A 22,165-nucleotide genomic window follows, 5' to 3' on the forward strand; every position below is an offset into this window, starting at 1 on the left:
GGGCGGACGGCGCGGTCACTACCCTCGCGCCATGAGCTGGACGTGGCGGCTGGAGGACCCGACCGGCGCGACCCTGGACCCGGCGGCGCTCGGCGTCGAGGTGCCGCCCGCGGACAACCAGGGCGACGCCGAGTCGTGGCTCGGGGAGAACTGGCGGGACCTGCTGGCCCGGGGCGTGGCCACGGTGAGCCTGTTCGACGGCGACACCAAGGCGTACGGGCCGATGGCGCTGGCCCCGGCCTGAACCTCGACCTGAGGTCCAGGCCGGGGGTCGGTCAGCCCCGGGCGGTCTTGGCCGGGTCGCGCTCGACGACGTCCCCGAGCACCTCGTCGATGCGCGCCATGACGTCGTCCTCGAGGCGCACACCCGCGGCCTTCACGTTGTCGTGCACCTGCTCCGGGCGGGTCGCGCCGATGATCGCCGCGGCCACGTTGTCGTTCTGCAGCACCCAGGCGACGGCGAGCTGGGCCATGGACAGGCCGAGGTCGTCGGCGACGGCCCGCAGCTCCTGCACGCGGCTGAGGACGTCGTCGCGCAGGAAGCCGCGCATCGACTGCCCGGCCTCGCTGTGCCCGGCCCGGCTGTCGGCCGGCGGCTGCTCGCCCGGCCGGTACTTGCCGGTGAGCACGCCCTGGGCCAGCGGCGACCAGACGATTTGCGACACGCCCTCGCGCTGCGACGTCGGGACGACCTCGTCCTCGATGACCCGCCACAGCATGGAGTACTGCGGCTGGTTGCTGATCAGCTGGATGCCGAGGTCGCGGGCCAGCGCCGCGCCGGCGGCGATCTCCTCGGCCCGCCACTCCGAGACGCCGACGTAGAGGACCTTGCCCGCCCGCACCAGGTCGGCGAAGGCGGTCATCGTCTCCTCGAGCGGCACCGTCGGGTCGTACCGGTGCGCCTGGTAGAGGTCGATGTGGTCGGTCTGCAGCCGCCGCAGCGAGGCGTCGCAGCTCTCGGTGACGTGCTTGCGGCCCAGGCCGCGGTCGTTGGGGCCGGGGCCGGTGGGCCAGTAGACCTTGGTGAAGATCTCCAGGCCCTCGCGGCGCTGGCCGGCCAGGGCGCGGCCGAGCACCGACTCGGCGCGGGTGCCGGCGTAGACGTCGGCGGTGTCGAAGGTCGTGATGCCGGCGTCGAGGGCGGCGCGCACGCAGGCCTGCGCGGCGTCCTCCTCGACCTGGCCCCCGTGGGTGAGCCAGTTGCCGTAGGCGATCTCGGAGATGGTCAGGCCGGAACGGCCGAGGCGTCGGTACTCCACGTGCCCCGACGCTAGTGCCGGCTAGACCTCGGCGCCGACCGCGACCTCGGGCTTCGGGAACCGCCAGCGGCGGATCATCGTCGCCCGGCTGACGCCGTACCAGACCAGGCCCTTCATCCGGTGCGGCTGGTCGGGGAAGCGCCGGCGGACGGTCCTCGAGATCCGCCGGCCCAGGAACACCGAGTCGACGATGATCACCAGGAAGAACAGGAACCAGACGAAGACCGTGTAGTTCTGCACCGCCGGGTTCGGGATGAAGTACCCGACCAGCACCAGCGCGGCGACGGGCAGGAAGAAGCTGCCCGCGTTGCGGCGCGCGTCGACCAGGTCGCGCACGAGCTTGCGCACCGGGCCGCGGTCGCGCGCCGGGAGGTAGGCGTCGTCGCCGCGCGCCATGCCCGCCCGGGTGTCGGCCCGCCGCTGCGCCTGCTGCTGGCGCATGCGGGCGTAGGCCTCCTTGCGCGTGGTGGGCGGCGGCGGGGGAGGACCGGGACGGCGGCCCTGCGCCTCGGCGCGCCTGGGCGTCGGGCGGCCCTTGCCGCCGGCCTTCACCAGTTGCTGCTCGGTCAGGTCGGCGGCGGTGTCCGGGGCGGTCTCGGCGGCGCGGTCCCGGCGCCCGGGCAGGCGGAGCTTCACGGCTGCGAGTCTACGTGCGGCCCCGTGAGGGACTGGCCTCCCGCGGTGCGCGCCGTACAGTGGGAAGAGGGCCCGCCACGGCGGTGTTGACCCGCGGCAGGGACTGCCGCAACGGACGCCCTCGGATGTGGGAGGACAACGACATGACGGTGCAGGACACCGAGACCACCGGCAGCACCGGCGTGCTGCTCAGCGAGCCGGCCGCCTCGAAGGTCAAGGCGCTGCTGGACCAGGAGGGCCGCGACGACCTGCGTCTGCGCATCGCCGTCCAGCCCGGTGGCTGCTCCGGCCTGCGCTACCAGCTCTTCTTCGACGAGCGGTTCCTCGACGGCGACCAGACCTACGAGTTCGGTGGCGTCGAGGTCATCGTCGACCGGATGAGCGGCCCGTACCTGGGTGGCGCGGTGATCGACTTCGTCGACACCATCGAGAAGCAGGGCTTCACGATCGACAACCCGAACGCGCAGGGCTCCTGCGCGTGCGGCGACTCGTTCCACTGAGCGCCTGCGCCTGAGCGCGAGAACGGCGCCCGTCCCCCCGTGGGGGCGGGCGCCGTTCCGCGTCCTCAGAGCTTGACGGGGTAGACCGTCTCCGGGACGTCGACGACGATCCGCTCCTCGACGAAGATCCCGTGCCACACCATGAAGACCAGCACCGACCACAGTTGACGGGCGATCCGCTTGCTCGGCACCTCCTCGGCACGCAGCCGGTCCAGCAGGCCGAGGACGACGTCGCGGTCGAGCCACTCCTGCGTCTGGCTCGAGGTGACGATCTCGCGGGCCCACTCGTGCAGCGGCCCGGCGAGGAAGTCCGCCGTCGGCACGGGGAAGCCGAGCTTGCGGCGGTTCATGATCCGCGGCGGCACGATCTGGCGCATCGCCTGGCGCAGCGCGTACTTGGTGGCGTCGCCGCGGCGCGGCACCCGCTGCTCGACCGGGAGCGTGCTCGCGACCGCGAACACCTCGGGGTCGAGGAACGGCACCCGCAGCTCCAGCGAGTTGGCCATGGTCATCTTGTCGGCCTTGACCAGGATGTCGCCGCGCAGCCAGGTGAACAGGTCCACGTACTGCATGGCCGTCACGTCGTCGTAGCCGGCCTCGCGGGTGCGCCGGTACAGGTCCTCGGTGACCGCCACGTGCGACAGGTCGGGGTCGCGGCCGGGCAGCAGCGCGGCCAGCTCGTCGTCGCGCAGGTTGCGGGCGTTGCCGTAGTACCGCTGCTCGAGCGGGATCGACGCCCGGCGCAGCAGGTCCTGGCCGCGGACGCCCTCGGGCAGCACGTCGGCGATCCGGGCCATCGCCCGGCGGGCGGCCGGCGGCAGCTTCGACGCCCACGCGAGGCTGATCGGCTCGCGGTAGATGGTGTAGCCGCCGAACAGCTCGTCGGCGCCCTCGCCGGACAGCACGACCTTCACGTGCTTGCGCGCCTCGCGGGCCACGAAGTACAGCGGCACGAGCGCGGGGTCCGCGACCGGGTCGTCGAGGTACCAGACCACCTCGGGGATGGCCGCGGCGAACTGCTCGGCGCTGACCTCGACCGGCACGTGCTTGACGGCGAGGATCGACGCCGACTCGGCGGCGATCTCGATCTCCGACTGCGCCTGCCGCTGGAAGCCGACCGTGAACGTCAGCAGGTCCGGGTTGTACCGGTGCGCGAGCGCGGCGATCGCGGTGGAGTCGATGCCGCTGGACAGGAACGACCCGACGGTGACGTCGGCCCGCATGTGCTTGGCCACCGACTCGTCGAGGACCTCGGCGATGCGGTCGTAGAGCTCCTGCTCCCGGCCGGCGGGCACCGGCTGCGGCGTCCAGGCGGGGTGGAAGTAGCGCGCGGTGGACAGCTCGCCGTCGACGACGGTGAAGCTCGTGCCGCTCTCGATCCGGCGGATGCCGCGGTGCAGCGTCGCCGGCTCCGGCACGTACTGCAGCGTCAGGTAGTGCTGCAGCGACGCCGGGTCGACCCCACCCGCGGCCGCGCTCCCGCCGAGCAGCTGCAGCAGCGCCTTCTTCTCCGAGCTGAAGACCAGCCCGCCGTCGGCCAGGCGCGCGGTGAACAGCGGCTTGATGCCGAACGGGTCGCGGGCGCCGAACGCGGTGCGGGTCTCGGTGTCCCAGATGACGAAGGAGAACATCCCGCGCAGCCGCCGGACGACGTCCTGGCCCCACAGGTGGTAGCCCGCGACGATCGTCTCCGTGTCGCCGTGCGTGGCCAGCTGCGCGCCGGCGGCCTGCAGCTCCTCGCGCAGCTCGACGTAGTTGTAGATCTCCCCGTTGAACAGGATCCGGTAGCGGTCACCGGCGTAGGGGAGGGGCTGGGGGCTGCCCTCGACGTCGATGATCGACAGCCGGTTGAAACCCAGGACGACGTTCTGGTCCGACCAGACCGCGGTGTCGTCGGGGCCGCGGTGGTGCAGGCAGTGCAGCGCCTCGCGGACGTCGTCGACGTGCCGCTCGGCGACCCGGGGCGCGTCGGTGGACAGGTAGGCCAGCAGGCCGCACATGCGGGGGTTCTCCCGGGAGTGAGGAGGACGGTCAGAGGGGCCGGCCGGCGCGGACGCGGGTGGTCACCCGGCGCTCCGCGACGAACGACACGAGGGGGACGACGCCGGCGAGCAGCACCAGCAGGGTCCCCTTGGCGGTGAACCGCGCCTTGAGGGCCAGGTCGAACGCCGTGACGAGGTAGACGATGTAGAGCAGCCCGTGGACGGGCGAGACGACCGCGGACACCTCGGGGATCCCGGCCGCGTAGCGCAGCGGGATGGCGACGGCGACGAGCACCAGGAGCATCACCCCGACGGCGTAGGCCATGACGCGGTAGCGGGTGAGCGCGCCGGCCACCTGGGGGGTCAGCGTTCCCTGCTGCGGCTCAGCGGCCACTCGGACCCCGCTGACCGAGCGCCCGCTCGTTGAGCTCGGCGAGGTAGGCGTTGTAGGCGGCCAGCTCCGGGTCCCCGCTGGTGTCGACCCGCGGCCGCTGGTACAGCACGACGGCGGTGGTCGGCTCGTCCTCGTCGGGGTGCCGGTTGAGCTCGACGCGGACCATCCGGACGTAGAACCACAGGCCCATGAGCCCGTACAGCGGCCACTGCAGCGCGTAGCTCCAGTTGACCGCGCCGCCGCCGGCCTCGGCCTTGGTCAGCTGCCAGTACCCGAGGAAGAACGTGGCGACGAACAGGGCGGCCACCAGCAGGTGCAGCAGCACCCAGCGGGGGGTCAGCAGCCGCGTCCACACGCCCTCGACTCTAACCGCCCCGGCCGCCGGCGAGGCGGCACGGTGAGGAGGGCCACGAGCGGCCCCGTCACCGGCGTCCCGGCGGTCCCGGCCGACCCGCCGGTACCGGGTCTCCGGTGGTCGGCCGCCGTGCGGGGTCGGCTAGTCTCGGCCCAGACTGAGGTCGGCGCACGGACCAGGGCGGGCTCCCGCCCGTGGCCGCGCCGGGAGAGCCGCCCGGGAACCGCCGGGCGGAGGACGAGGAGGCAGCGAGCAGTGGCTCGACGCAGCAGGCTCGCGCGGGTCGCCGCGCTCGGTCTCCTGGGGGTGCTCACCCTCACCGGGTGCGACCTCAACAACGAGTTCTGGCGCTTCGGGTTCCCCGAGGGCGTGACCGAGGAAGCCACGGCGATCCGTCAGCTGTGGACCGGGTCGGTCATCGCGGCGCTGATCGTCGGCTTCATCGTGTGGGGGCTGATCATCTGGTCGGTGATCGTGCACCGGAAGAAGGGCGACGACCTGCCGCGGCAGACGGCGTACAACCTGCCGCTGGAGATCGCGTACTCCATCTTCCCGTTCATCATCATCGCCGCCCTGTTCTTCTTCACCACCTCGGTGCAGAACGACGTGCAGGAGCGCAGCGACGACCCGGACACGACGATCGCGGTCAACGCCTTCAAGTGGAACTGGCAGTTCGTCTACCCGGAGACCACCGGTCCCGACGGCGAGCCGGTGAACACGGTCGGCTCGACCGACGAGATCCCGATCCTCGTGCTGCCGGTCGACCAGGACATCCGCTTCGAGGTCGCCTCCGCCGACGTCATCCACTCGTTCTGGGTGCCGGAGTTCCTCTTCAAGCTCGACGTCATCCCGGGCAACGAGAACGGCCGGGACAACGTCTTCGAGCTGCACCCGAACGAGACGGGTGCCTACGTCGGGCGCTGTGCGGAGCTCTGCGGCTCGTACCACGCGTACATGAACTTCGAGGTCCGCATCGTCAGCGCCGAGGACTACGAGGCCTACCTGGCCGCCCGTGAGGCGGGTCAGAGCACCCGCGAGGCGCTCGAGAGCATCGGCCAGGACGGCGAGGCCACCACGACCCGGCCGTTCCGCGTGGGCGACGGCTACTACCAGCGTGCGGCCGACTGACGTGTCCGCCGGCACCGAGGACCACCGCACCGACGCTGCGCAGGGAGGACGGCCGTGAAGGTCGAGGCGCTCATCTTCAACCTCATCGCGGTGTTCTGCATCGTCGCCGCGGCCGTCTACGGCTTCTGGTCGCAGGAGCCGATCGGCACCACCGCGCTGATCCTGTCCGGGGGGCTCACCGGCCTCATCGGCGGCTTCTTCTGGTTCATCTCCCGCCGCATCGACGCCCGCCCCGAGGACCGCAAGGACGCCGAGATCGCCGAGGGCGCCGGCGAGCTGGGCTTCTTCCCCCCGGCCAGCTACTGGCCCTTCGGCCTGGCCTCGGCCGCGGCCGTCACGGGCCTGGGTCTGGCCTTCTGGTACGACTGGCTGATCATCATCGGGGTCGTGAGCCTGCTCGTGACCATCGGCGGCCTGCTGTTCGAGTTCTACGTCGGGCAGAACGCGCAGTCCAGCTGACGTCCGCTCGCTGACGAGGGCCCCCTCCCGCACCGCGGGAGGGGGCCCTCGTGCGTTCCCGGCGCCGGACGCCGGCGGCTCCGTGGCGGCCGGGGACCCGGGAGCGCCACCCCCGCGGGCGGACGTCGAGTACGGGTCTGGGCCGGCCTCCCGGGCGCTCCGGGAACGCCGTGTGGCCGCCGTGGCAGCGTCCGCGGTCACCCCGCCCCGTGCCCGCCGGGGCGCCGACGAGCGGCCACCGGTCCGGGCCGACGACGCACGGGGCGGAGCGCGGTGGCCGTCGCCGGGGGGAAGGGTCCGGCCGCGACGGGCGGGCGTTGCGACGGGACGCGAACGCCGCTCGCCGCGGTGGGGGAGTGGCCTGCGTGCCGTCCTCCGACACGGCGCTACGGGCGGAGGACGACCGCCGTCGCCGCTGCGGGGGACCGGAGGCCGCACGGGCCGCCCCCTCCCGGCGCTTCCTGCCCCCCCCCCCCCCCCGTGCCGTCACGCCGGCCGCGGGACCGTCGTCCCGGTCGACGCCGTGCGGGTCCGCGGCCCGCGGTCCCGCCCAGGGCCCTCGTCGCGGCCGACGCCGCCCGGGCTGTCCCGGGACCGTCCTGGTGTCGTGCGGCCAGGGGCGGCTGTGCCCGGGCTCGGCGTGGCCGCCTCGTGTGGGCGCACTCGTGCCCGGAGATGCAGCAGGGCCCCGGTGGAGTGCTCCACCGGGGCCCTGCGTGCGCTGTGCGTCGCGTCAGTCGCGCGGTTCCTGCGGGCGTCCGCCCTCGGAGGGGCGTCCACCCTCGGCCGGCCGACCACCCTCCGCCGGGCGCCCGCCGTCGGAGGGACGGCCGCTGGTGGTGAGCTCGCGGCCCGGCTCGGCCGCGGACAGGCCCCGCTCCTCGCCGCGCTGCTCGAGCTCCACCGCGGTCGGCTCCTCGATCGGCGAGAAGAACCCGCGGATGGCGCGGCGGGCGCCACCGACCTGGTTCATCTTCTTGGGCACCGGAGCACCGCCGTAGGCCAGCTGGCTGTGGCCGTGCGCGTCCACCGGGCCGAGGGGCTGGTGCACCTCGATGAACTCACCGTGCGGCAGCCGGCGGATGACACCGGTCTCGATGCCGTGCTCGAGGACCTCGCGGTCGTGCTGCTGCAGACCGAGGCAGATCCGGTAGGTGAGCACGTACGCGATCGGCGGCAGGACGATCAGGCCGATGCGGCCGATCCAGGTCATCGCGTTGAGGCTGATCTGGAACTTGTCGGCGATGACGTCGTTCGCACCCGACAGCAGCAGCACCACGTAGAAGGCGATCGCCATCATGCCGAGCGAGGTGCGCACGGGCACGTCGCGCGGGCGCTGGAGCAGGTGGTGCGAGGCGGTGTCGCCGGTCAGCTTCCGCTCCAGCATCGGGTAGGCGAGCAGGAGCGTGAAGATGATGCCGGGGAGCACGACCGTCGGCCAGAACAGCGCCGGGATGTTGTAGTTGCCCGGCAGGTAGATGTCCCAGGCCGGGAACAGGCGGGTCGAGCCGTCGAGGAACATGACGTACCAGTCGGGCTGCGACGCCGAGGACACCTGCGCCGGGTTGTACGGGCCCCACAGCCACACCGGGTTGATCTGCACGAGGCCACCGAGGGCTGCGCAGACACCGAAGACCACCAGCAGCAGACCGGTCGCCTTGCCGGCGAAGGTCGGGAACAGCCGGTTGCCGACCACGTTGTGCTCGGTGCGGCCCGGGCCGGGGAACTGGGTGTGCTTCTGCTTGACCAGGATCAGCAGGTGCACGGCGATCAGCGCCAGGATGATCGCCGGGATGAGCAGCACGTGGGCGATGTAGAGCCGCCCGACGATCAGCTCGCCGACGTAGTCACCGCCGAAGACCGCCCAGTGGACCCAGGTGCCCACGACCGGGATCGACAGGATGATCGCCGACATGATCCGCAGGCCGGTGCCCGAGAGCAGGTCGTCCGGCATCGAGTAGCCGGCGAAGCCCTCGAAGATGCCGAGGATCAGCAGGGCGACACCGATGAGCCAGTTGGTCTCGCGCGGCCGGCGGAAGGCGCCGGTGAAGAAGATCCGCAGCATGTGGCAGACGATCGCGGCCATGAACAGCAGCGCCGCCCAGTGGTGGATCTGCCGCATGAGCAGGCCGCCGCGGACGTCGAAGGAGATGTCCAGCGTCGAGGCGTAGGCGATCGACATGTGCACGCCGCGCAGCGGCGCGTACGAGCCGTCGTAGGTGACCTCGGTCATCGAGGCCTGGAAGAAGAACGTCAGGTACGTGCCGGTGAGCAGCAGGATGATGAACGAGTAGAGCGCGATCTCCCCGAGCAGGAACGACCAGTGGTCGGGGAAGACCTTGTTCAGCGTCCGGCGGGTCCAGCCGGCGACGATCAGACGGTCGTCGACCTCGAGAGCGGCCTTGCCGATGCGGGTGGTGGGCGCTCCCGGCGCGGTGGCGGTGCGAGCCATCAGATGCGCTCCCGGTTCCAGTAGGTGGGACCCACGGCTTCAATGTAGTCGCTGCGCGCGACGAAGAATCCCTCGTCGTCGACCGTGATGGGCAGCTGCGGGAGCGAGCGGGTGGCGGGCCCGAAGACCGGCTTGGCGCCCTGCGTGACGTCGAACTGCGACTGGTGGCACGGGCAGAGGATCCGGCTGGTCTCCTGCTCGTACAGCGACACCGGGCAGCCGGCGTGCGTGCAGATCTTGGAGTAGGCGACGTAGTCGCCGTAGCCGAAGTCCTCCTGGCCCTGCCGCGGGACCGACTCCTCCTGCTGCGAGGGGCGCAGCCGGATGAGCATCGTGGCCGCGTCGGAGAGCCGGTTGCCGCCGGGGACGGCCGGGAAGACGGTCTCCAGGGAGCCGGGGACCTGGTCGCCGGGGCGGATCGGGGTGCCGTCGTCGCGGACGAGGCGGACGCCCTCGGCCCACTCGGTGGTGCCCAGCGGGTTGCCCCGGTTCGGGTTCTTGATGAGGCCGCCCAGCGGGGCGATCAGCATCAGGCCCAGGCCGCCGCCCATGAACAGGAGGCTGCGGGTGAGGAGCTTGCGCCGCTTCAGGCCGCTGTTGTGCAGCCCGCCGACGAGGGTGGCGCCGGTGGTGACGCGGTCGAAGTGCGAGCCGTCGTGCTTGTCCTGCACTGCCGTCTCGTGCGGCAGCAGCTTCTTCGTGTAGAGCACCAGGCCCACGCCGAAGAAGGTGAACGCCAGGCCCATGAGGGCGCCGAGCAGCGGGGTGTAGAGCGTGCTGAAGGTGCTGCTGCCCAGCTCCCACTGCCAGTCGGGCAGGAACCAGCCGGCGCCGGCGTAGACGACGACGAAGGCGAACGCCGACAGCCCGGCGAGGCCGAACATCAGGCCGACCTGGCGGACGGCGCGCCGCTCGATCGCCGACCCCGGCTCGGGGCCCGGCTCGACGTGCAGGATCTGCACGCCGTCGTACCGGGCGCCGAGGCGGTCGAGCTCCTCGCGGGGGAGTGCCGCGAGCTGCTCGGGGGTGTAGTCGTCGTCCGGGCCGCCGTGCAGCGGGCCCGGGGTGTCCGCCCCGCCGGTCGAGCCGGGGCGGGTGTCGTGCGTGGTCACGCCTTGCTCCCCATCCAGAAGATCCCGAACATCAGCGCGGAGATCGCGACGGTCCAGATGACCAGGCCCTCGCTGACCGGGCCGATGCGGCCGATGCCCGCGCCACCCGGGTCGGGCATGTCGGTGATCGTCTGCACGTAGTTGATGATCGCCCGCTTCTCCTCGGGGGTGATCTGGTTGTCCCCGAAGACCGGCATGTTCTCGGGGCCGGTCAGCATGGCGGTGTAGATCTCGAGGTCGTTGGAGTCCTCGAGGCTGGGCGCGTACTTGCCGGACGAGAGCGCGCCGCCCTGGCCGACGAAGTTGTGGCACTGCGAGCAGTTGAGCCGGAACAGCTCACCGCCGGCGGCCAGGTCGCCGTCGCGCAGGTCCCCGGAGGGGAGGGTCGGGCCGCCGCCGTTGGCCTGGACGTAGGCCATCAGCTGGTCGATCTCCTCGTCGGAGAAGACGGCCGGCTTGTCGGGGCCCTGCTCCGCCTGGCGCACCAGCGGCATGCGGCCGGTGTGCACCTGGAAGTAGACGGCGGCCTCGCCGACGCCGATGAGCGACGGGCCGCGGTTGGGCACGCCCTCGAGGTTCTCGCCGTGGCAGCTGATGCAGCTGCGCTCGTACAGCTCGCGGCCGGCGGCCTCGGCGCTGGACTCGCTGCCCTCGTCGGCGGCCTGGGCGCCCGGGGCGAGGGTCGAGTAGAGCGCGCCGGTCAGGACCAGCCCGGCCATGAGCGCGGCGACGTTGCCGATGCGGCGGCGCTGCTTGGAGCGGCGGCGGGCGCGGGCGGCGGCGGCCGGGGTCCCCTCGGCCGGACGGCGGCGCGACCAGCGCGACCGCCGCGGCTCCTCGTCGGGCAGGGTGTCGGACTGCGGGTTCGTGGTGGACACCGGTTCCCTAGCGGATCAGGTAGATCGTGGCGAAGAGCCCGACCCACACGACGTCGACGAAGTGCCAGTAGTAGGAGACCACGATCGCCGAGGTCGCCTGTGCCGGCGTGAAGCGGCCCATGGTGGACCGGATGAGCACGTAGACGAAGGCCACGAGGCCGCCGATGACGTGCAGGGCGTGGAAGCCGGTCGTCAGGTAGAAGACCGAGCCGTAGGTGCTGCTCGAGATGGTGGTCGCGTGGTCGGTGACGAGCACCCGGTACTCGTTCGCCTGGCCCAGCACGAAGACCAGCCCCATGACGAAGGTGATCGTGAACCACCGGCGCAGGCCGTAGACGTTGCCGCTCTCGGCCGCGAACACGCCGATCTGGCAGGTGACCGAGGAGGCCACCAGGATCAGGGTGAAGACCAGCGCGTACGGCAGGTTCAGTTCGGTGGGTTCCGGGGGCCAGCCCTCGGTCGAGCGCGCCCGCGCGGTGAAGTACATGGCGAACAGCCCGGCGAAGAACATCAGCTCGCTGGAGAGCCAGATGATCGTGCCGACGCTGACCATGTTCGGTCGGGTCAGGGAGTGCACCCGCGAGGTGTCGAAGGTGCTGCTCGCCACGGGGGCCGTTGTCACGCCGCCCATCATGGCATCGGCCGCCGACGTGCACAGACCGTGGGTGGCACGGCGTGGCCGCGCCGTGACCGGCCCGAGACCGTCCCCCGGACGGGGGTCCGCGTCGACCCGGACGGGAGCCGCGCGGGCACTAGGCTGCCGGGCGTGAGCGACGCGCCGGCCACCGTCCTGGTCTACAGCTCCCGGCCCGAGGTCCGCGAGGCCGTCCGGACCGCCGTCGGCCGCCGGCCGGCGCCCGACGTCGGGCCGCTGACCTGGATCGAGTGCGCCACCGGCGAGGACGTGGTCGACACCGTCGACGGCGGCGGCGTGGACCTGTGCATCCTCGACGGCGAGGCGCAGCCGACCGGCGGCCTGGCACTGGCCCGGCAGCTGACCGTCGAGGTCGCCGACCGGCCGGCCCTGTGCGTGCTGATCGCCCGCCAGCCCGACCGCTGGCTGGCCCACTGGTCGCAGGCCGACGCCACGCTCGCGTTCCCGGTCGACCCGCTGGTCGCCCCCGAGGTCGTCGCCGGCCTGCTGCGCGCGCACGCGGGCCGCCGTCCCGTCTCGCGGTGAGCGCGGGCACCACCGCCGGGCCGACGTGGCCCGGCCTGCTGACGCGCCTGCTGGCCCGCCAGGACCTCACCGCCGCGGACACGGCCTGGGCGATGCGCGAGGTGATGTCCGGCGAGGCGACGCCGGCGCAGGTGGCCGGCTTCGCGGTCGCCCTGCGGGCGAAGGGCGAGGCGCCGGAGGAGGTCGCGGGGCTCGCCGCGACGATGCTTGAGCGCGCGACGCCGGTCGAGGTGCCGGTCCCGACCGTCGACGTCGTCGGCACCGGCGGCGACGGCGCGCACACGGTGAACATCTCGACGATGGCCGCCGTCGTCACCGCGGCCGCGGGGGTGCCGGTGGCCAAGCACGGCAACCGCGCCGCGTCGTCGTCCTCGGGGGCCGCCGACGTGCTGGAGGCGCTGGGCGTCGTCATCGACCTGCCGGCCCCGGCCGTCGCCCGCTGCGTGCAGGAGGCCGGCATCGGGTTCTTCTTCGCGCCGGTGTTCCACCCCAGCTTCCGGCACACCGCGGCGCCGCGGCGGGAGCTGGGCATCGGGACCGTCTTCAACTTCCTCGGGCCGCTGACCAACCCGGCGCGGCCGGTGGCCGCCGCGATCGGCTGCGCCGACCCGCGGATGGCGCCGGTCCTCGCCGAGGTGGTCGCCGGCCGCGGCGCCCGTGCGCTGGTCTTCCGCGGCGACGACGGGCTGGACGAGCTGACCACCGCGACGACGTCGAGCGTGTGGGTGGCCCGCGACGGCGCGGTGGTGCCCGGGCGCGTGGACCCGGCCGCCCTGGGCATCGCCCCGGCGGGGCCGGACGCGCTGCGCGGCGGGGACCCGGCGCACAACGCGGCGGTCTTCCGGCGGGTGCTCGACGGCGAGCGGGGACCGGTGCGCGACGCCGTCCTGCTCAACGCCGCCGCGGCGCTGGCCGCCTTCGACGAGCGCGGCGGCGAGCTCGGGGACCTGCTCGGCGCGGGGATCGAGCGGGCCGCCGCCGCGGTCGACGACGGCCGGGCCGCCGCGCTGCTGGACCGGTGGGTGGCCGTCAGCCGCGAGGCCGCCGGCCGCTGAGGCCGGTCACGAGCCCTCGAGTCACTGGTTCTCGAGGCCCAGGGAGAACGCCGCCTCCAGGTCGTGCCGCGAGTAGGCGCGGAAGGCGATGTGCGTCTCGGTCTCCAGCACGCCGGGCACCTTGTTGACGCGCCCGGCGATCACCTCGGCCACCTGGTCGAACTCGCGGACCCGCACGATCGCGATCAGGTCGACCTCCCCGGCGGTCGAGTAGACCTCGCTCACGCCGTCGAGGTCGGCGATCGCCGCCGCCACCTCGGGGATCGCGTCGGTGGCCGCGTCGATCATCACGATGGCGGTGATCACGCCCCGGATGCTAGTTGAAGGACCCTCCTGCCCCCCACGCCTCGCTCCGCTCGGCGCGGGCCCCTGCGGGAGGGCCGTTCCAGGACGTCACCGGGCCGCCGGGCGCCGGACCCGCGGCGGCCGGACCCTCGGGGGAGACGCGCTCGGGGCGGGTGCGGGTGCCCAGCTGTCGGCCGTCGTGGAAGGGGTCGCGCAGTGCCCGGCCGGCCTCCACCCGGGCGAGGAACCCGCTGAGCCCGCCGGTGCCCGGCGCGGCGCAGGCGAGCGTGCCGGTGACCTCGACCAGCCGGGTGCCGGGCTTCTCCATCCACCGCATGACCAGCTCGGTCTCGTCGACGGTGGCGGCCAGCCCGCCGTCGTCGGGGGTGGTCTCGGCGGTGGCGCGCAGGACGGCGAGGGTGTCGCGGACCGACGTCCCGCGCGGCGCGCACCCGGCCGCGACCAGCCGGCCCCGCCGGACGACCGACAGCGCCCACCCGCCGGCGCCGTCGGGCCGGGCGATGACCACCTCCGGGACGGCGGCCAGCGACTCCAGCCGCTGCCGCCGGCGCACCGCGCGCACGAGGACCGCGACCCGGTCGCGCAGCACCCCGGCGTCCTCGAACCGCTGGGCGGCCGACAGCCGGTCGACCCGGTCCAGCAGCGGCGCGACCAGGGCGCTCGGGTCGCCGGCCACCGCCGCGCGCAGCACCGCGGCGACCGCGGCGTACTCCTCGACCGACTGGTGGCCCCCGCACGGGCCGCCGCAGCGCCCCATGCCGAACAGCGCGCAGGTGCTCGTGCGCACCCGCGGGGACAGCCGGGCGGTGCACTGCCGCAGCGGGAGCGCCTCGTGGATGGCGGCGGTGGCCATCTCCGCGGCCCGCCGGTCGGCGAACGGGCCGAGGAAGAGCCCCGCGTCGGGGCGGACCCGCCGCACGGTCGACAGCCGGGGGAAGGGCTCCTCGGTGAGCCGCAGCCACAGCGCGCGCTCGGGGAAGCGGGAGCGGCGGTTGTAGCGCGGCTTGTGCTCGGCGATCAGCCGCAGCTCCCGGACGGCGGCCTCGAGGTCGTGCGCGCACGGGACGGCCTCGACGCGCTGGGCCAGCGCCACCATCTCGGTCATCCGGCTGCGCTGTTCCCCGGAGGAGAAGTAGCTGCGGACGCGGGTGCGCAGGTCGTTCGACGTCCCGACGTACAGCGGCTCCTCGCGCGGCCCGCGGAAGACGTAGACGCCCGGGCCGGACGGGACGCCGTCGGCCAGGTGGCGCTTCCCCCTGCGGACGGGGTCGACCTGGCGGGTGAGCCCGTGCAGCTCCTCCAGCGACGTCACCCCGAGCGGGCCGAGTCGTTCGAACAGGCCGTGGAGGACGTCGACGGTCGCCCGGGCGTCGTCGAGGGCCCGGTGGCAGGGCGAGGTGGAGGCGGAGAAGTAGGGCGCCAGGGTGGCGAGCTTGCAGTTGGGCACCTCGTCGCGGGAGAGCAGCCGCCGCGCGAGGACCGCGGTGTCGACCGAGGCGGCCGCGGGCCACGGCGTGCCGGTCTGCTCGCAGGCCGCCTTCAGGAACCCCAGGTCGAAGGGGGCGTTGTGCGCCACGAGGACGGCGCCGCGGGCGAACTCCAGGAAGGCCGGCAGCACGGCGTCGATCCGCGGGGCGGTGGCGACCATCGCCGTGGTGATCCCGGTGAGCACGCTGATGTAGGGCGGGACCTCGCAGCCGGGGTCGACCAGCGTCTGGAACTCCCCGAGCACCTCGCCGCCGCGCACCTTGACCGCCCCGATCTCGGTGATCGCGCTGTCCTTCGGCGACCCGCCGGTGGTCTCCAGGTCGACGACGACGAAGGTGACGCCGGCCAGTGGCGTGCCGAGGTCGTCGATGCTCGCCTGGACGTAGGGGGTGCGGGGGAGCGGCCGCGCGCCGTGGGCGGGTGCCTGCTCGTGGCGCGGCACCGAGGAGCCCGTGCCGCTGGCGGGGAAGAGCACGGCGGGACGGTAGGCCGGGGGTCGGACAGTCCCGGGGACGCGCGCCCGGGGGAGACCTCGCCCGACCGGGGGACCGGCGGGGCGCGTCGCGCTTGCGGCAGCGGCTCCACGGAGATGACGATCCCCGGGCGGACCGGCGGGGTCCGGAACTGCAGAGGTGGTCCGATGCGCGCGCGTTCCCTGGGGCGCACCCGGCGGGGCGTGGTGTCCGTGCTGGTCACGGCGGTGGTGGCCGTCCTGCTCGCCGCCCCGGCGGCCGCCGCGCCCAGCGACCAGCCCGGCGGGACCAGCGGGGTCCTCGACAGCGAGGCGCTGGACCGGCTGCAGCGGCGCGCCGCCGAGGTCCAGGCCGACCTGCAGCAGCGGCAGACGGAGGTGGCCGCCGCCCGGCAGCAGCTGGCCGACGCGCAGGCCGACGTCGACGCCGCCCGCGCCACGGTCGACGCCGCCGAGGGCGAGCTGGCGCAGCACCGGTCGGTGGTGGCGCGGTACGCGTCGGCGGTCTACCGCGACGGCGGCGCGCTGACCCCGCTGACCGTGCTGCTCACCGGCGGCGACCCGGCCGACGTCGTCGCGGCGCTGGGCTACCTGGAGGCCGTCGACGCGCACACCACGGAGGTGGTCGGTGCCGCCGAGCAGCAGCGGCGGACCGCGGTCGACCGGCAGACCTCCGCCGACGCCGTCCTCGCCGAGGCGCGGCAGCGGGCCGACCGGCTGGCCGCGGAGGTGGCCGAGCTGGAGGCCTCCGCCGACGCGGTCACCGCGGAGCTCGACGTCGCTCTCGGCGACGTCGACCGGCAGCTGTCGGACCTGCAGCGCCAGCAGGTCGACGTCAACACCCAGACGGCGGCCAACTGGCGGGCCTACCTCGGCCAGCTGCGCGAGGCCGGGGTGACCGCGCTGCCGGCGGCCGAGCTGCTCGACCTGGTCCGGGGCCTGCCCGCGGGGCTCACGCCGATCGGCGCGGCGGCCGGCGGTGCGCAGCGCGGCGCCGCGCAGCAGCCGCGCCGTCCGCTCTCGCTGCTCGTGCTGCCCGCCGAGACGCTGGCCGCGGTCACCGCGGCCATGGACGCCCTGGGCCGGCCCTACGCGCCGGGGACGGCCGGCCCGGACTCCTGGGACTGCGGCTCGCTGGTCTCCACCGTCTACCGCGACGCGGGCATCGACCTGCCCGCCGACCAGGCCGGCCTGTTCGCGGTCACCACGCCCGTCGACCCGGCCGACGTCCTGCCCGGCGACCTGGTCTTCCTCGGGACCCCCGAGGCGGGCCTGGGGCACGTCGGCATCGCGCTGGACGCGCAGACCGTGCTCGCCGCCGACGCGCGGGCCGGCGCCGTCGTCGTCCGCCGGCTGCCGGCCGACCAGGTGGTCCACGTCGGGCGGCCGAGCCTCGGCCCGCGGCCGGAGGTGCCCGCCCCCGGTCCGGTCGGCGGAGCCCTGCGGGTCGAGTGCGGCAACACCGTCTACCCGCCGAGCTTCGACGGCGCCCGGGCCTGGGGCGGCTACCCCAACGGCCTCATCCCGCCGAGCGCGCTGTGCCCGATCGGGGTGGGCGGCCACTCGCTGCGCTGCGACGCCGCGGCGGCCTGGCGGGCGATGAGCGCGGCGTTCGCGTCGGCGTTCGGGCAGCCGATCTGCATCACCGACTCCTACCGCACCTACGCCGGCCAGGTCCGCCTGTACGGGGAGAAGCCGGCGCTGGCCGCGGTCCCGGGCACCAGCAACCACGGCTGGGGGCTGGCGGTCGACCTGTGCGGCGGCATCGACGGCTTCGGCACGCCGCAGTACGCGTGGATGGTCGCCAACGCCGGCCGGTTCGGGTGGCTGCACCCGACCTGGGCCGACCCGGGCAACGGCCGCGAGGAGCCCTGGCACTGGGAGTACGCGGGCGGCTGAGCCGGGACTGTCGGTGGCCGTCCCTAGCGTGCTGGTCGACCGACAGGGAGACCCGTCCCGACCGCGGCCCGGCACCGGGCGGCGCGGCCGGGGCACCGGAGGGACACGGCCATGCTCATCGACTGCGACTCGTGCACCGCGCGCGGCGCCGGCTGCGCCGACTGCGTCGTCACCGCCCTGCTGGGCGCCCCGCCCGCGGAGCGGGACACCGGCCCCGTGCTGCTGCCGGTGCCCTCCGTCCCGGCGGCCCGGACGGCGGACGGCGCACTGCCGCGCCCGGGCGTGGTCGTGGAGCTCGACGACGTCGAGCGGCGGGCCGTGCGGGCGCTGGCCGAGGGCGGCCTGGTGCCGCCCCTGCGGCACCGGCCGTCGCGGGACGGGCGCCGGCGCACGGGCTGACCGGCGCGGACACCCGATCGGGTACGCACCGGAGTGGCGCGGCTGCTGACCGTGTGTGTCCTCACAGTTCCCGCACCCCCCGTTTGTCACAACTGCATCACGTCCGTACTGTGGCGCCGTCCGGCCGGGTGGTCGTCACCCGACGCAGGGTGACCTCGGCCGACACCGCCGAGTCACCGGACGCCCTCCCGGAGGTGCGCGAGGTGAGCCGGGGACCCACCGCAGCACTGGGGTGAGTTCTCGCGCGCGCCGGTCCCGACCGGGGCGCGGAGATAGGGCACGTCTTCCCAGCCCGAACCCGTCAGCTAACTCGGTAGGCGGTTGCTGAGGAAGAAACGGAGAGCCGCCGCCCGTGGCGACCCCCCGCCCTGCCCTGGGGCATGCACGCGAGAAGTCCACACCCACCACCCGGATCGCCGGCCTGCACCGCCCGTCGCGGGCCCGCCGCCTCGGCCGGGTCACCCTGGTCGGCACCACCGCCGCGCTGACCCTCACCCTGCTGTCCGGCACCGCGGCCGCCGACCCCGAGCGGGCCGGCACCCCGGAGCAGGCCGCCCAGCTCGCCGCCGAGGCCGGTCACCGGCTCGAGGTCGTCACCGAGCAGGTCAACGAGGCCCGCGAGGTCCTCGCCCAGCAGCAGGCCGCCGCCGGCGAGGCCGACCAGGCCGCCGCCGAGGCGCAGGACCGGCTGCAGGACCTCGACGGCCGGATCCGCGAGGTGGCCCGCAGCGCCTACACCGCCGGCAACGGCGACGGCTTCGCCGGGCTCGACCTGCTGATGACCAGCGACTCGGCCGAGGACTTCGTCGCCTCGCTGGCCACCCTCGGCCAGATCGCCGACCACACCACCTCGGTCCTCGACCAGGTGAACGAGGCGGCCGCCGCCGCCCGGCAGGCGCAGGCCGACGCCGAGGCCGCCGAGACCGAGGCGCAGCGCACCCTCGACGACCTGAGCGCCCAGGAGGCGCAGCTCCAGGGCGACATCGCGGACTACCAGGCGCAGTTCGCCGCGCTCACCGAGGCGCAGCGGCAGGCGGCGCTCGCCGCGCAGGCGGCCGGCCTGGCCACCGGCGCGCCGGCCGGGCCGGGCGCCGGCGGCGGCGCGGGTGGGGAGAGCGCGCCGGCCACCGCGGGCACGCGGGCCGCGGCCCCCGCTCCGGCCCCGGCGCCGTCGGCGGGCAGCGGCGGCAGCGGTGCCGCGCAGACCGCGGTGCAGACGGCGCTGGCCCAGGTGGGCGACCCCTACGTGTGGGGCGCCGGCGGGCCGAACGCCTTCGACTGCTCGGGCCTGACCCAGTACGCCTACGCCGCGGCCGGCATCAGCCTCCCGCACTCCAGCAGCATGCAGTCGCGCATGGGCACCGCCGTCTCGCGGGCGGACCTGCAGCCGGGTGACCTGATCTTCTACTACAGCCCGGTCAGCCACGTCTCGATGTACATCGGCAACGGCCAGATGGTGCACGCCTCCACGTCGGGGCAGCCGGTGAAGGTCGTGTCGGTCGACTCGATGGGCGGCATCACCGCCATGCGCCGCATCGCCTGACGGAGGACCTCCCCGCCCCCACCGCTCGCGAGCTCCCGGCGGGCCCCTGCAGGGAGGCCGTTCCAGCACGTCGCGAGGCCGAGGGCCGGTGACCCGGACGGGTCGCCGGCCCTCGGCGTCCGCCGGGGGAGTGCACGGTGCGGCACCGGCGCGCGCCTAGGATCGGCCGGGTGGGCAGGGCGGGCGGGACGAGCACCCGCCCCGGCCCCGAGGCCACCCGGCCGGACCGCACCGGCTCCCGCCGGGCCGCGCTGCTGGTCGCGCTCGTGCTCGGCGCGGCGCTCGTCCTCGTCATCGCGCTCCGGACGCCCTGGACGCCGCTGCCCACCCCGCCCGGCGGCGCCTCCCCGGTCACCGACGACGCCGGGCTGCCCGCCGAGGTCGTCCGCCGCGCCGAGGCCCTCGCCGCCGACATCCGTCCCGCGTCGCTGACCAACCTGGTGCTCGGGCTCGCGGTCTCGGCGCTGCTCGGCCTCACCCGCCTGGGCAGCCGCCTGGTCACCGCGGTCGGCCGGGCGGGAGGCCGCCGCTGGCCGCTCACCGTGCTGCTCGGCACGGTCACGCTGGTCGTCGTCGGCCGGCTGGCGACGCTGCCGATCTCCGCCTACGGCGAGGTCGTGCGGCACCGCTACGGGCTGTCCACGCGCTCCTGGCCGCTGTGGCTGCGCGACGTCGCGGTCTCCACCGCCATCGACGCCGGGCTCACCGCCCTGGGCCTGCTGGTGCTCGTCGCGCTGGCCCGCCGCGCCCCCCGCGCCTGGTGGGCGTGGGCGGCCGGCGGCGCGGCCGCGCTGGTCGTCGTCGGCTCCTTCCTCTACCCGGTGGTCATCGAGCCCGCGTTCAACAGCTTCACGCCGCTGCCGGCCGGCGAGCTGCGCACCGACCTGCTCCGGCTGGCCGAGGAGAGCGGCTCCCCGGTCGAGGACGTCCTGGTCGCCGACGCGTCCCGGCGGACGACGTCGCTCAACGCCTACGTGTCCGGGTTCGGCTCGACCCGCCGGGTGGTGCTCTACGACACCCTGCTGGCCGACGTCCCCCCGGACGAGATCGAGTCGATCGTCGCCCACGAGCTCGGGCACGTGGCCACCGACGACGTCCTGACCGGCACGCTCATCGGGGCGCTCGGCGCGGCCGCCGCCGTCGCCCTGCTCGGCTGGCTCCTGACCTGGGCGCCGCTGCTGCGCCGCGCCGGCGCGGACTCGGCGGGCGACCCGCGCGTGGTGCCGCTGGTGCTGCTCCTCGTCGCGGTGGGGTCCCTCGTGTCGACGCCGGTGCAGAACCTCGTCTCCCGGCACGTCGAGGCCCGGGCGGACCTGGCCGCGCTCGACCTCACCCGGGACGCCGCCGCCTTCATCGAGATGCAGCGCCGGCTGGCCGAGACCAACGTCTCCGACCCGAGCCCGCCGGCGCCGTGGCAGTGGTTCTTCGGCTCCCACCCGACGGCGGCCGAGCGGGTCGCGATGGCCGAGGACTGGCTGCGGCGGGGCGACCGGTGAGCGACCGCGGCCGCACGCTCGTCGTCACCAACGACTTCCCGCCGCGGCAGGGCGGCATCCAGACCTTCGTCGCGGCGCTGCTCGAGCGCCGCCCGCCGGACTCCCTCGTCGTGCTGGCCTCCCGCTCACCGGGCTGGGAGGCGTACGACGCGCGGCTGCCCTACCGGGTGGTCCGGCAGCGGACGGCGGTGCTGCTGCCCACGCCGGCGACCGCCCGGGCCGCGACGGCCCTGGCCGCCGAGCACGGCTGCGACACCGCCTTCTTCGGCGCGGCCGCGCCGCTGGGCCTTCTGGCGCCCACCCTCCGCGACGCCGGGGTGCGGCACCTGGTCGGCGCCACCCACGGGCACGAGACCGGCTGGGTGGCGCTGCCCGGCGCCCGCCGGCTCATGCGCCGCATCGCCAGCGGCCTGGACGTGCTGACCTACATCAGCGAGTACACCCGCAGCCGCCTGGAGCCGGCGCTCGGCGGGTGCACCCGGCTGGCGCAGCTGTCGCCCGGGGTCGACGTCGACCGGTTCACCCCCGCGGTCGACGGCACCGCGGTGCGGCGGCGGCACGGGCTGGGGGAGTCGCCGGTCGTCGTCTGCGTGTCCCGGCTGGTGCCGCGCAAGGGGCAGGACGTGCTCGTGGCCGCCTGGCCGCAGGTCCTCGCGCGGCACCCGGGCGCGCGGCTCCTGCTGGTCGGCGGCGGCCCGGACGAGGCCCGGCTGCACCGCGCGGTGGCCGACCGGCGGCTCGGCGACTCGGTGGTGCTCACCGGCCCGGTGACCCCGGACCGGCTGCCCGAGCACTACGCGGCGGGGGACGTGTTCGCCATGCCCTGCCGCACCCGCCGCGGCGGCCTGGACGTCGAGGGCCTGGGCATGGTCTACCTGGAGGCCGCCGCCGTCGGGCTGCCCGTCGTCGCGGGCACCTCGGGCGGGGCGCCGGAGGCGGTGCGCGACGGCGAGACCGGCACGGTCGTCCCCGACCCGCGCTCCCCGGACGCGGTCGCCGCCGCGGTCACCGCGCTGCTCGACGACCCGGCCCGGGCGCGGGCCATGGGCACCGCCGGGCGGGCGTGGGTGGAGCGGCGCTGGTCGTGGACGACGATCGCCGCGCAGTTCGCCGGGCTCCTGGAGCCCCGCGACGACTGAGCCCCGCGACGACCGGGCCCCGCGACGACCGAG

The 22,165-nt window shown here is 74.8% G+C and carries 22 protein-coding genes and 1 riboswitch; of the genes, 11 read left to right on the top strand and 11 right to left on the bottom strand.

Annotation, left to right across the window (positions count from 1 at the left end):
* The first annotated feature begins 31 nt into the window (after positions 1-31).
* Entirely contained in the window at positions 32-244 is a 213-nt protein-coding gene (locus ACFO3M_RS13205; RefSeq protein WP_387989214.1) for a hypothetical protein, read from the top strand.
* A 31-nt stretch (positions 245-275) separates the two neighbouring features.
* Here ACFO3M_RS13205 and ACFO3M_RS13210 read toward each other — a convergent pair whose 3' ends face one another.
* Complete coding sequence (locus ACFO3M_RS13210) at positions 276-1,259, bottom strand: aldo/keto reductase family protein (protein ID WP_387989217.1); 984 nt, start codon at positions 1,257-1,259, stop codon at positions 276-278.
* A gap of 21 nt (positions 1,260-1,280) precedes the next feature.
* Positions 1,281-1,895, bottom strand: a complete 615-nt coding sequence (locus tag ACFO3M_RS13215; RefSeq protein WP_387989220.1) for a DUF3043 domain-containing protein — start codon at positions 1,893-1,895, stop codon at positions 1,281-1,283.
* A gap of 143 nt (positions 1,896-2,038) precedes the next feature.
* On the opposite strand from ACFO3M_RS13215, the gene ACFO3M_RS13220 reads away from it, so the two are divergent.
* Positions 2,039-2,395: a HesB/IscA family protein gene (locus tag ACFO3M_RS13220; RefSeq protein WP_089402984.1), complete on the top strand. Its 357-nt coding sequence runs from the start codon at positions 2,039-2,041 to the stop codon at positions 2,393-2,395.
* 65 nt (positions 2,396-2,460) lie between these two features.
* Here the strand turns inward: ACFO3M_RS13220 and asnB are convergent, their stop codons facing one another.
* The 3 genes from asnB to ACFO3M_RS13235 are packed head-to-tail and all read right to left on the bottom strand — an operon-like array spanning position 2,461 to position 5,126.
* Positions 2,461-4,395, bottom strand: a complete 1,935-nt coding sequence (gene asnB / locus ACFO3M_RS13225) for an asparagine synthase (glutamine-hydrolyzing) (protein ID WP_387989223.1) — start codon at positions 4,393-4,395, stop codon at positions 2,461-2,463.
* 31 nt (positions 4,396-4,426) lie between these two features.
* Positions 4,427-4,771, bottom strand: coding sequence for a DUF3817 domain-containing protein (locus ACFO3M_RS13230; RefSeq protein WP_387989226.1), 345 nt, complete (start codon positions 4,769-4,771; stop codon positions 4,427-4,429).
* Positions 4,761-5,126, bottom strand: coding sequence for a metalloprotease (locus ACFO3M_RS13235; RefSeq protein WP_387989229.1), 366 nt, complete (start codon positions 5,124-5,126; stop codon positions 4,761-4,763). The genes ACFO3M_RS13230 and ACFO3M_RS13235 overlap by 11 nt, the downstream gene beginning before the upstream one ends.
* Before the next feature lie 255 nt (positions 5,127-5,381).
* On the opposite strand from ACFO3M_RS13235, the gene ctaC reads away from it, so the two are divergent.
* Both ctaC and ACFO3M_RS13245 read left to right on the top strand, forming a co-directional pair.
* Positions 5,382-6,254 carry an aa3-type cytochrome oxidase subunit II gene (gene ctaC, locus ACFO3M_RS13240; RefSeq protein WP_387989232.1) on the top strand — a complete coding sequence of 291 codons (873 nt, stop codon included), beginning with the start codon at positions 5,382-5,384 and terminating at the stop codon, positions 6,252-6,254.
* A 54-nt stretch (positions 6,255-6,308) separates the two neighbouring features.
* Positions 6,309-6,713 carry a cytochrome c oxidase subunit 4 gene (locus tag ACFO3M_RS13245; RefSeq protein WP_387989235.1) on the top strand — a complete coding sequence of 135 codons (405 nt, stop codon included), beginning with the start codon at positions 6,309-6,311 and terminating at the stop codon, positions 6,711-6,713.
* Positions 6,714-7,446: 733 nt separating this feature from the next.
* Here the strand turns inward: ACFO3M_RS13245 and qcrB are convergent.
* Genes qcrB through ctaE form a run of 4 tightly spaced genes read right to left on the bottom strand, consistent with a single transcriptional unit; the run spans position 7,447 to position 11,777 of the window.
* Positions 7,447-9,165, bottom strand: a complete 1,719-nt coding sequence (gene qcrB / locus ACFO3M_RS13250; RefSeq protein ID WP_387989238.1) for a cytochrome bc1 complex cytochrome b subunit — start codon at positions 9,163-9,165, stop codon at positions 7,447-7,449.
* Entirely contained in the window at positions 9,165-10,277 is a 1,113-nt protein-coding gene (qcrA, locus tag ACFO3M_RS13255; RefSeq protein ID WP_387989240.1) for a cytochrome bc1 complex Rieske iron-sulfur subunit, read from the bottom strand. Before qcrA ends, qcrB begins: the two co-directional genes overlap by 1 nt.
* Positions 10,274-11,155, bottom strand: coding sequence for a cytochrome bc1 complex diheme cytochrome c subunit (gene qcrC, locus ACFO3M_RS13260; protein ID WP_387989243.1), 882 nt, complete (start codon positions 11,153-11,155; stop codon positions 10,274-10,276). The genes qcrA and qcrC overlap by 4 nt, the downstream gene beginning before the upstream one ends.
* Before the next feature lie 7 nt (positions 11,156-11,162).
* The gene (gene ctaE, locus ACFO3M_RS13265) at positions 11,163-11,777 is read right to left on the bottom strand and encodes an aa3-type cytochrome oxidase subunit III (protein ID WP_456903167.1); all 615 of its coding nucleotides are present in this window, start codon (positions 11,775-11,777) and stop codon (positions 11,163-11,165) included.
* A gap of 144 nt (positions 11,778-11,921) precedes the next feature.
* Between ctaE and ACFO3M_RS13270 the strand changes: the two genes are divergently transcribed.
* Both ACFO3M_RS13270 and trpD read left to right on the top strand, forming a co-directional pair.
* Positions 11,922-12,335 (top strand): hypothetical protein, encoded by a 414-nt coding sequence (locus ACFO3M_RS13270; protein ID WP_387989249.1) that lies wholly within the window; start codon positions 11,922-11,924, stop codon positions 12,333-12,335.
* On the top strand, positions 12,332-13,390 hold the full coding sequence (gene trpD / locus ACFO3M_RS13275; RefSeq protein ID WP_387989252.1) for an anthranilate phosphoribosyltransferase: 1,059 nt from the start codon (positions 12,332-12,334) through the stop codon (positions 13,388-13,390). Before ACFO3M_RS13270 ends, trpD begins: the two co-directional genes overlap by 4 nt.
* 21 nt (positions 13,391-13,411) lie before the next feature.
* Here trpD and ACFO3M_RS13280 read toward each other — a convergent pair whose 3' ends face one another.
* Both ACFO3M_RS13280 and ACFO3M_RS13285 read right to left on the bottom strand, forming a co-directional pair.
* The gene (locus tag ACFO3M_RS13280) at positions 13,412-13,696 is read right to left on the bottom strand and encodes an Lrp/AsnC family transcriptional regulator (protein ID WP_387989255.1); all 285 of its coding nucleotides are present in this window, start codon (positions 13,694-13,696) and stop codon (positions 13,412-13,414) included.
* 10 nt (positions 13,697-13,706) lie between these two features.
* Positions 13,707-15,659: a DEDD exonuclease domain-containing protein gene (locus ACFO3M_RS13285; RefSeq protein ID WP_387989259.1), complete on the bottom strand. Its 1,953-nt coding sequence runs from the start codon at positions 15,657-15,659 to the stop codon at positions 13,707-13,709.
* Positions 15,660-15,824: 165 nt separating this feature from the next.
* Here ACFO3M_RS13285 and ACFO3M_RS13290 point away from each other — a divergent pair, with 165 nt between their 5' ends.
* The 5 genes from ACFO3M_RS13290 (at position 15,825) to ACFO3M_RS13310 (ending at position 22,132) form a co-directional block, all read left to right on the top strand.
* Positions 15,825-17,555 carry a D-alanyl-D-alanine carboxypeptidase family protein gene (locus ACFO3M_RS13290; RefSeq protein ID WP_387989262.1) on the top strand — a complete coding sequence of 577 codons (1,731 nt, stop codon included), beginning with the start codon at positions 15,825-15,827 and terminating at the stop codon, positions 17,553-17,555.
* A gap of 111 nt (positions 17,556-17,666) precedes the next feature.
* Complete coding sequence (locus ACFO3M_RS13295; RefSeq protein WP_387989265.1) at positions 17,667-17,954, top strand: hypothetical protein; 288 nt, start codon at positions 17,667-17,669, stop codon at positions 17,952-17,954.
* Positions 17,955-18,110: 156 nt separating this feature from the next.
* Positions 18,111-18,290, top strand: a riboswitch (cyclic di-AMP (ydaO/yuaA leader).
* A 16-nt stretch (positions 18,291-18,306) separates the two neighbouring features.
* Complete coding sequence (locus tag ACFO3M_RS13300; RefSeq protein WP_387989268.1) at positions 18,307-19,497, top strand: C40 family peptidase; 1,191 nt, start codon at positions 18,307-18,309, stop codon at positions 19,495-19,497.
* 170 nt (positions 19,498-19,667) lie between these two features.
* The gene (locus ACFO3M_RS13305; RefSeq protein WP_387989271.1) at positions 19,668-20,993 is read left to right on the top strand and encodes a M48 family metalloprotease; all 1,326 of its coding nucleotides are present in this window, start codon (positions 19,668-19,670) and stop codon (positions 20,991-20,993) included.
* Positions 20,990-22,132 carry a glycosyltransferase family 4 protein gene (locus tag ACFO3M_RS13310; protein ID WP_387989274.1) on the top strand — a complete coding sequence of 381 codons (1,143 nt, stop codon included), beginning with the start codon at positions 20,990-20,992 and terminating at the stop codon, positions 22,130-22,132. The genes ACFO3M_RS13305 and ACFO3M_RS13310 overlap by 4 nt, the downstream gene beginning before the upstream one ends.
* Positions 22,133-22,165 lie beyond the last annotated feature (33 nt).

It is taken from the genome of Geodermatophilus arenarius, assembly GCF_042654585.1.
Classification (GTDB): domain Bacteria; phylum Actinomycetota; class Actinomycetes; order Mycobacteriales; family Geodermatophilaceae; genus Geodermatophilus; species Geodermatophilus arenarius.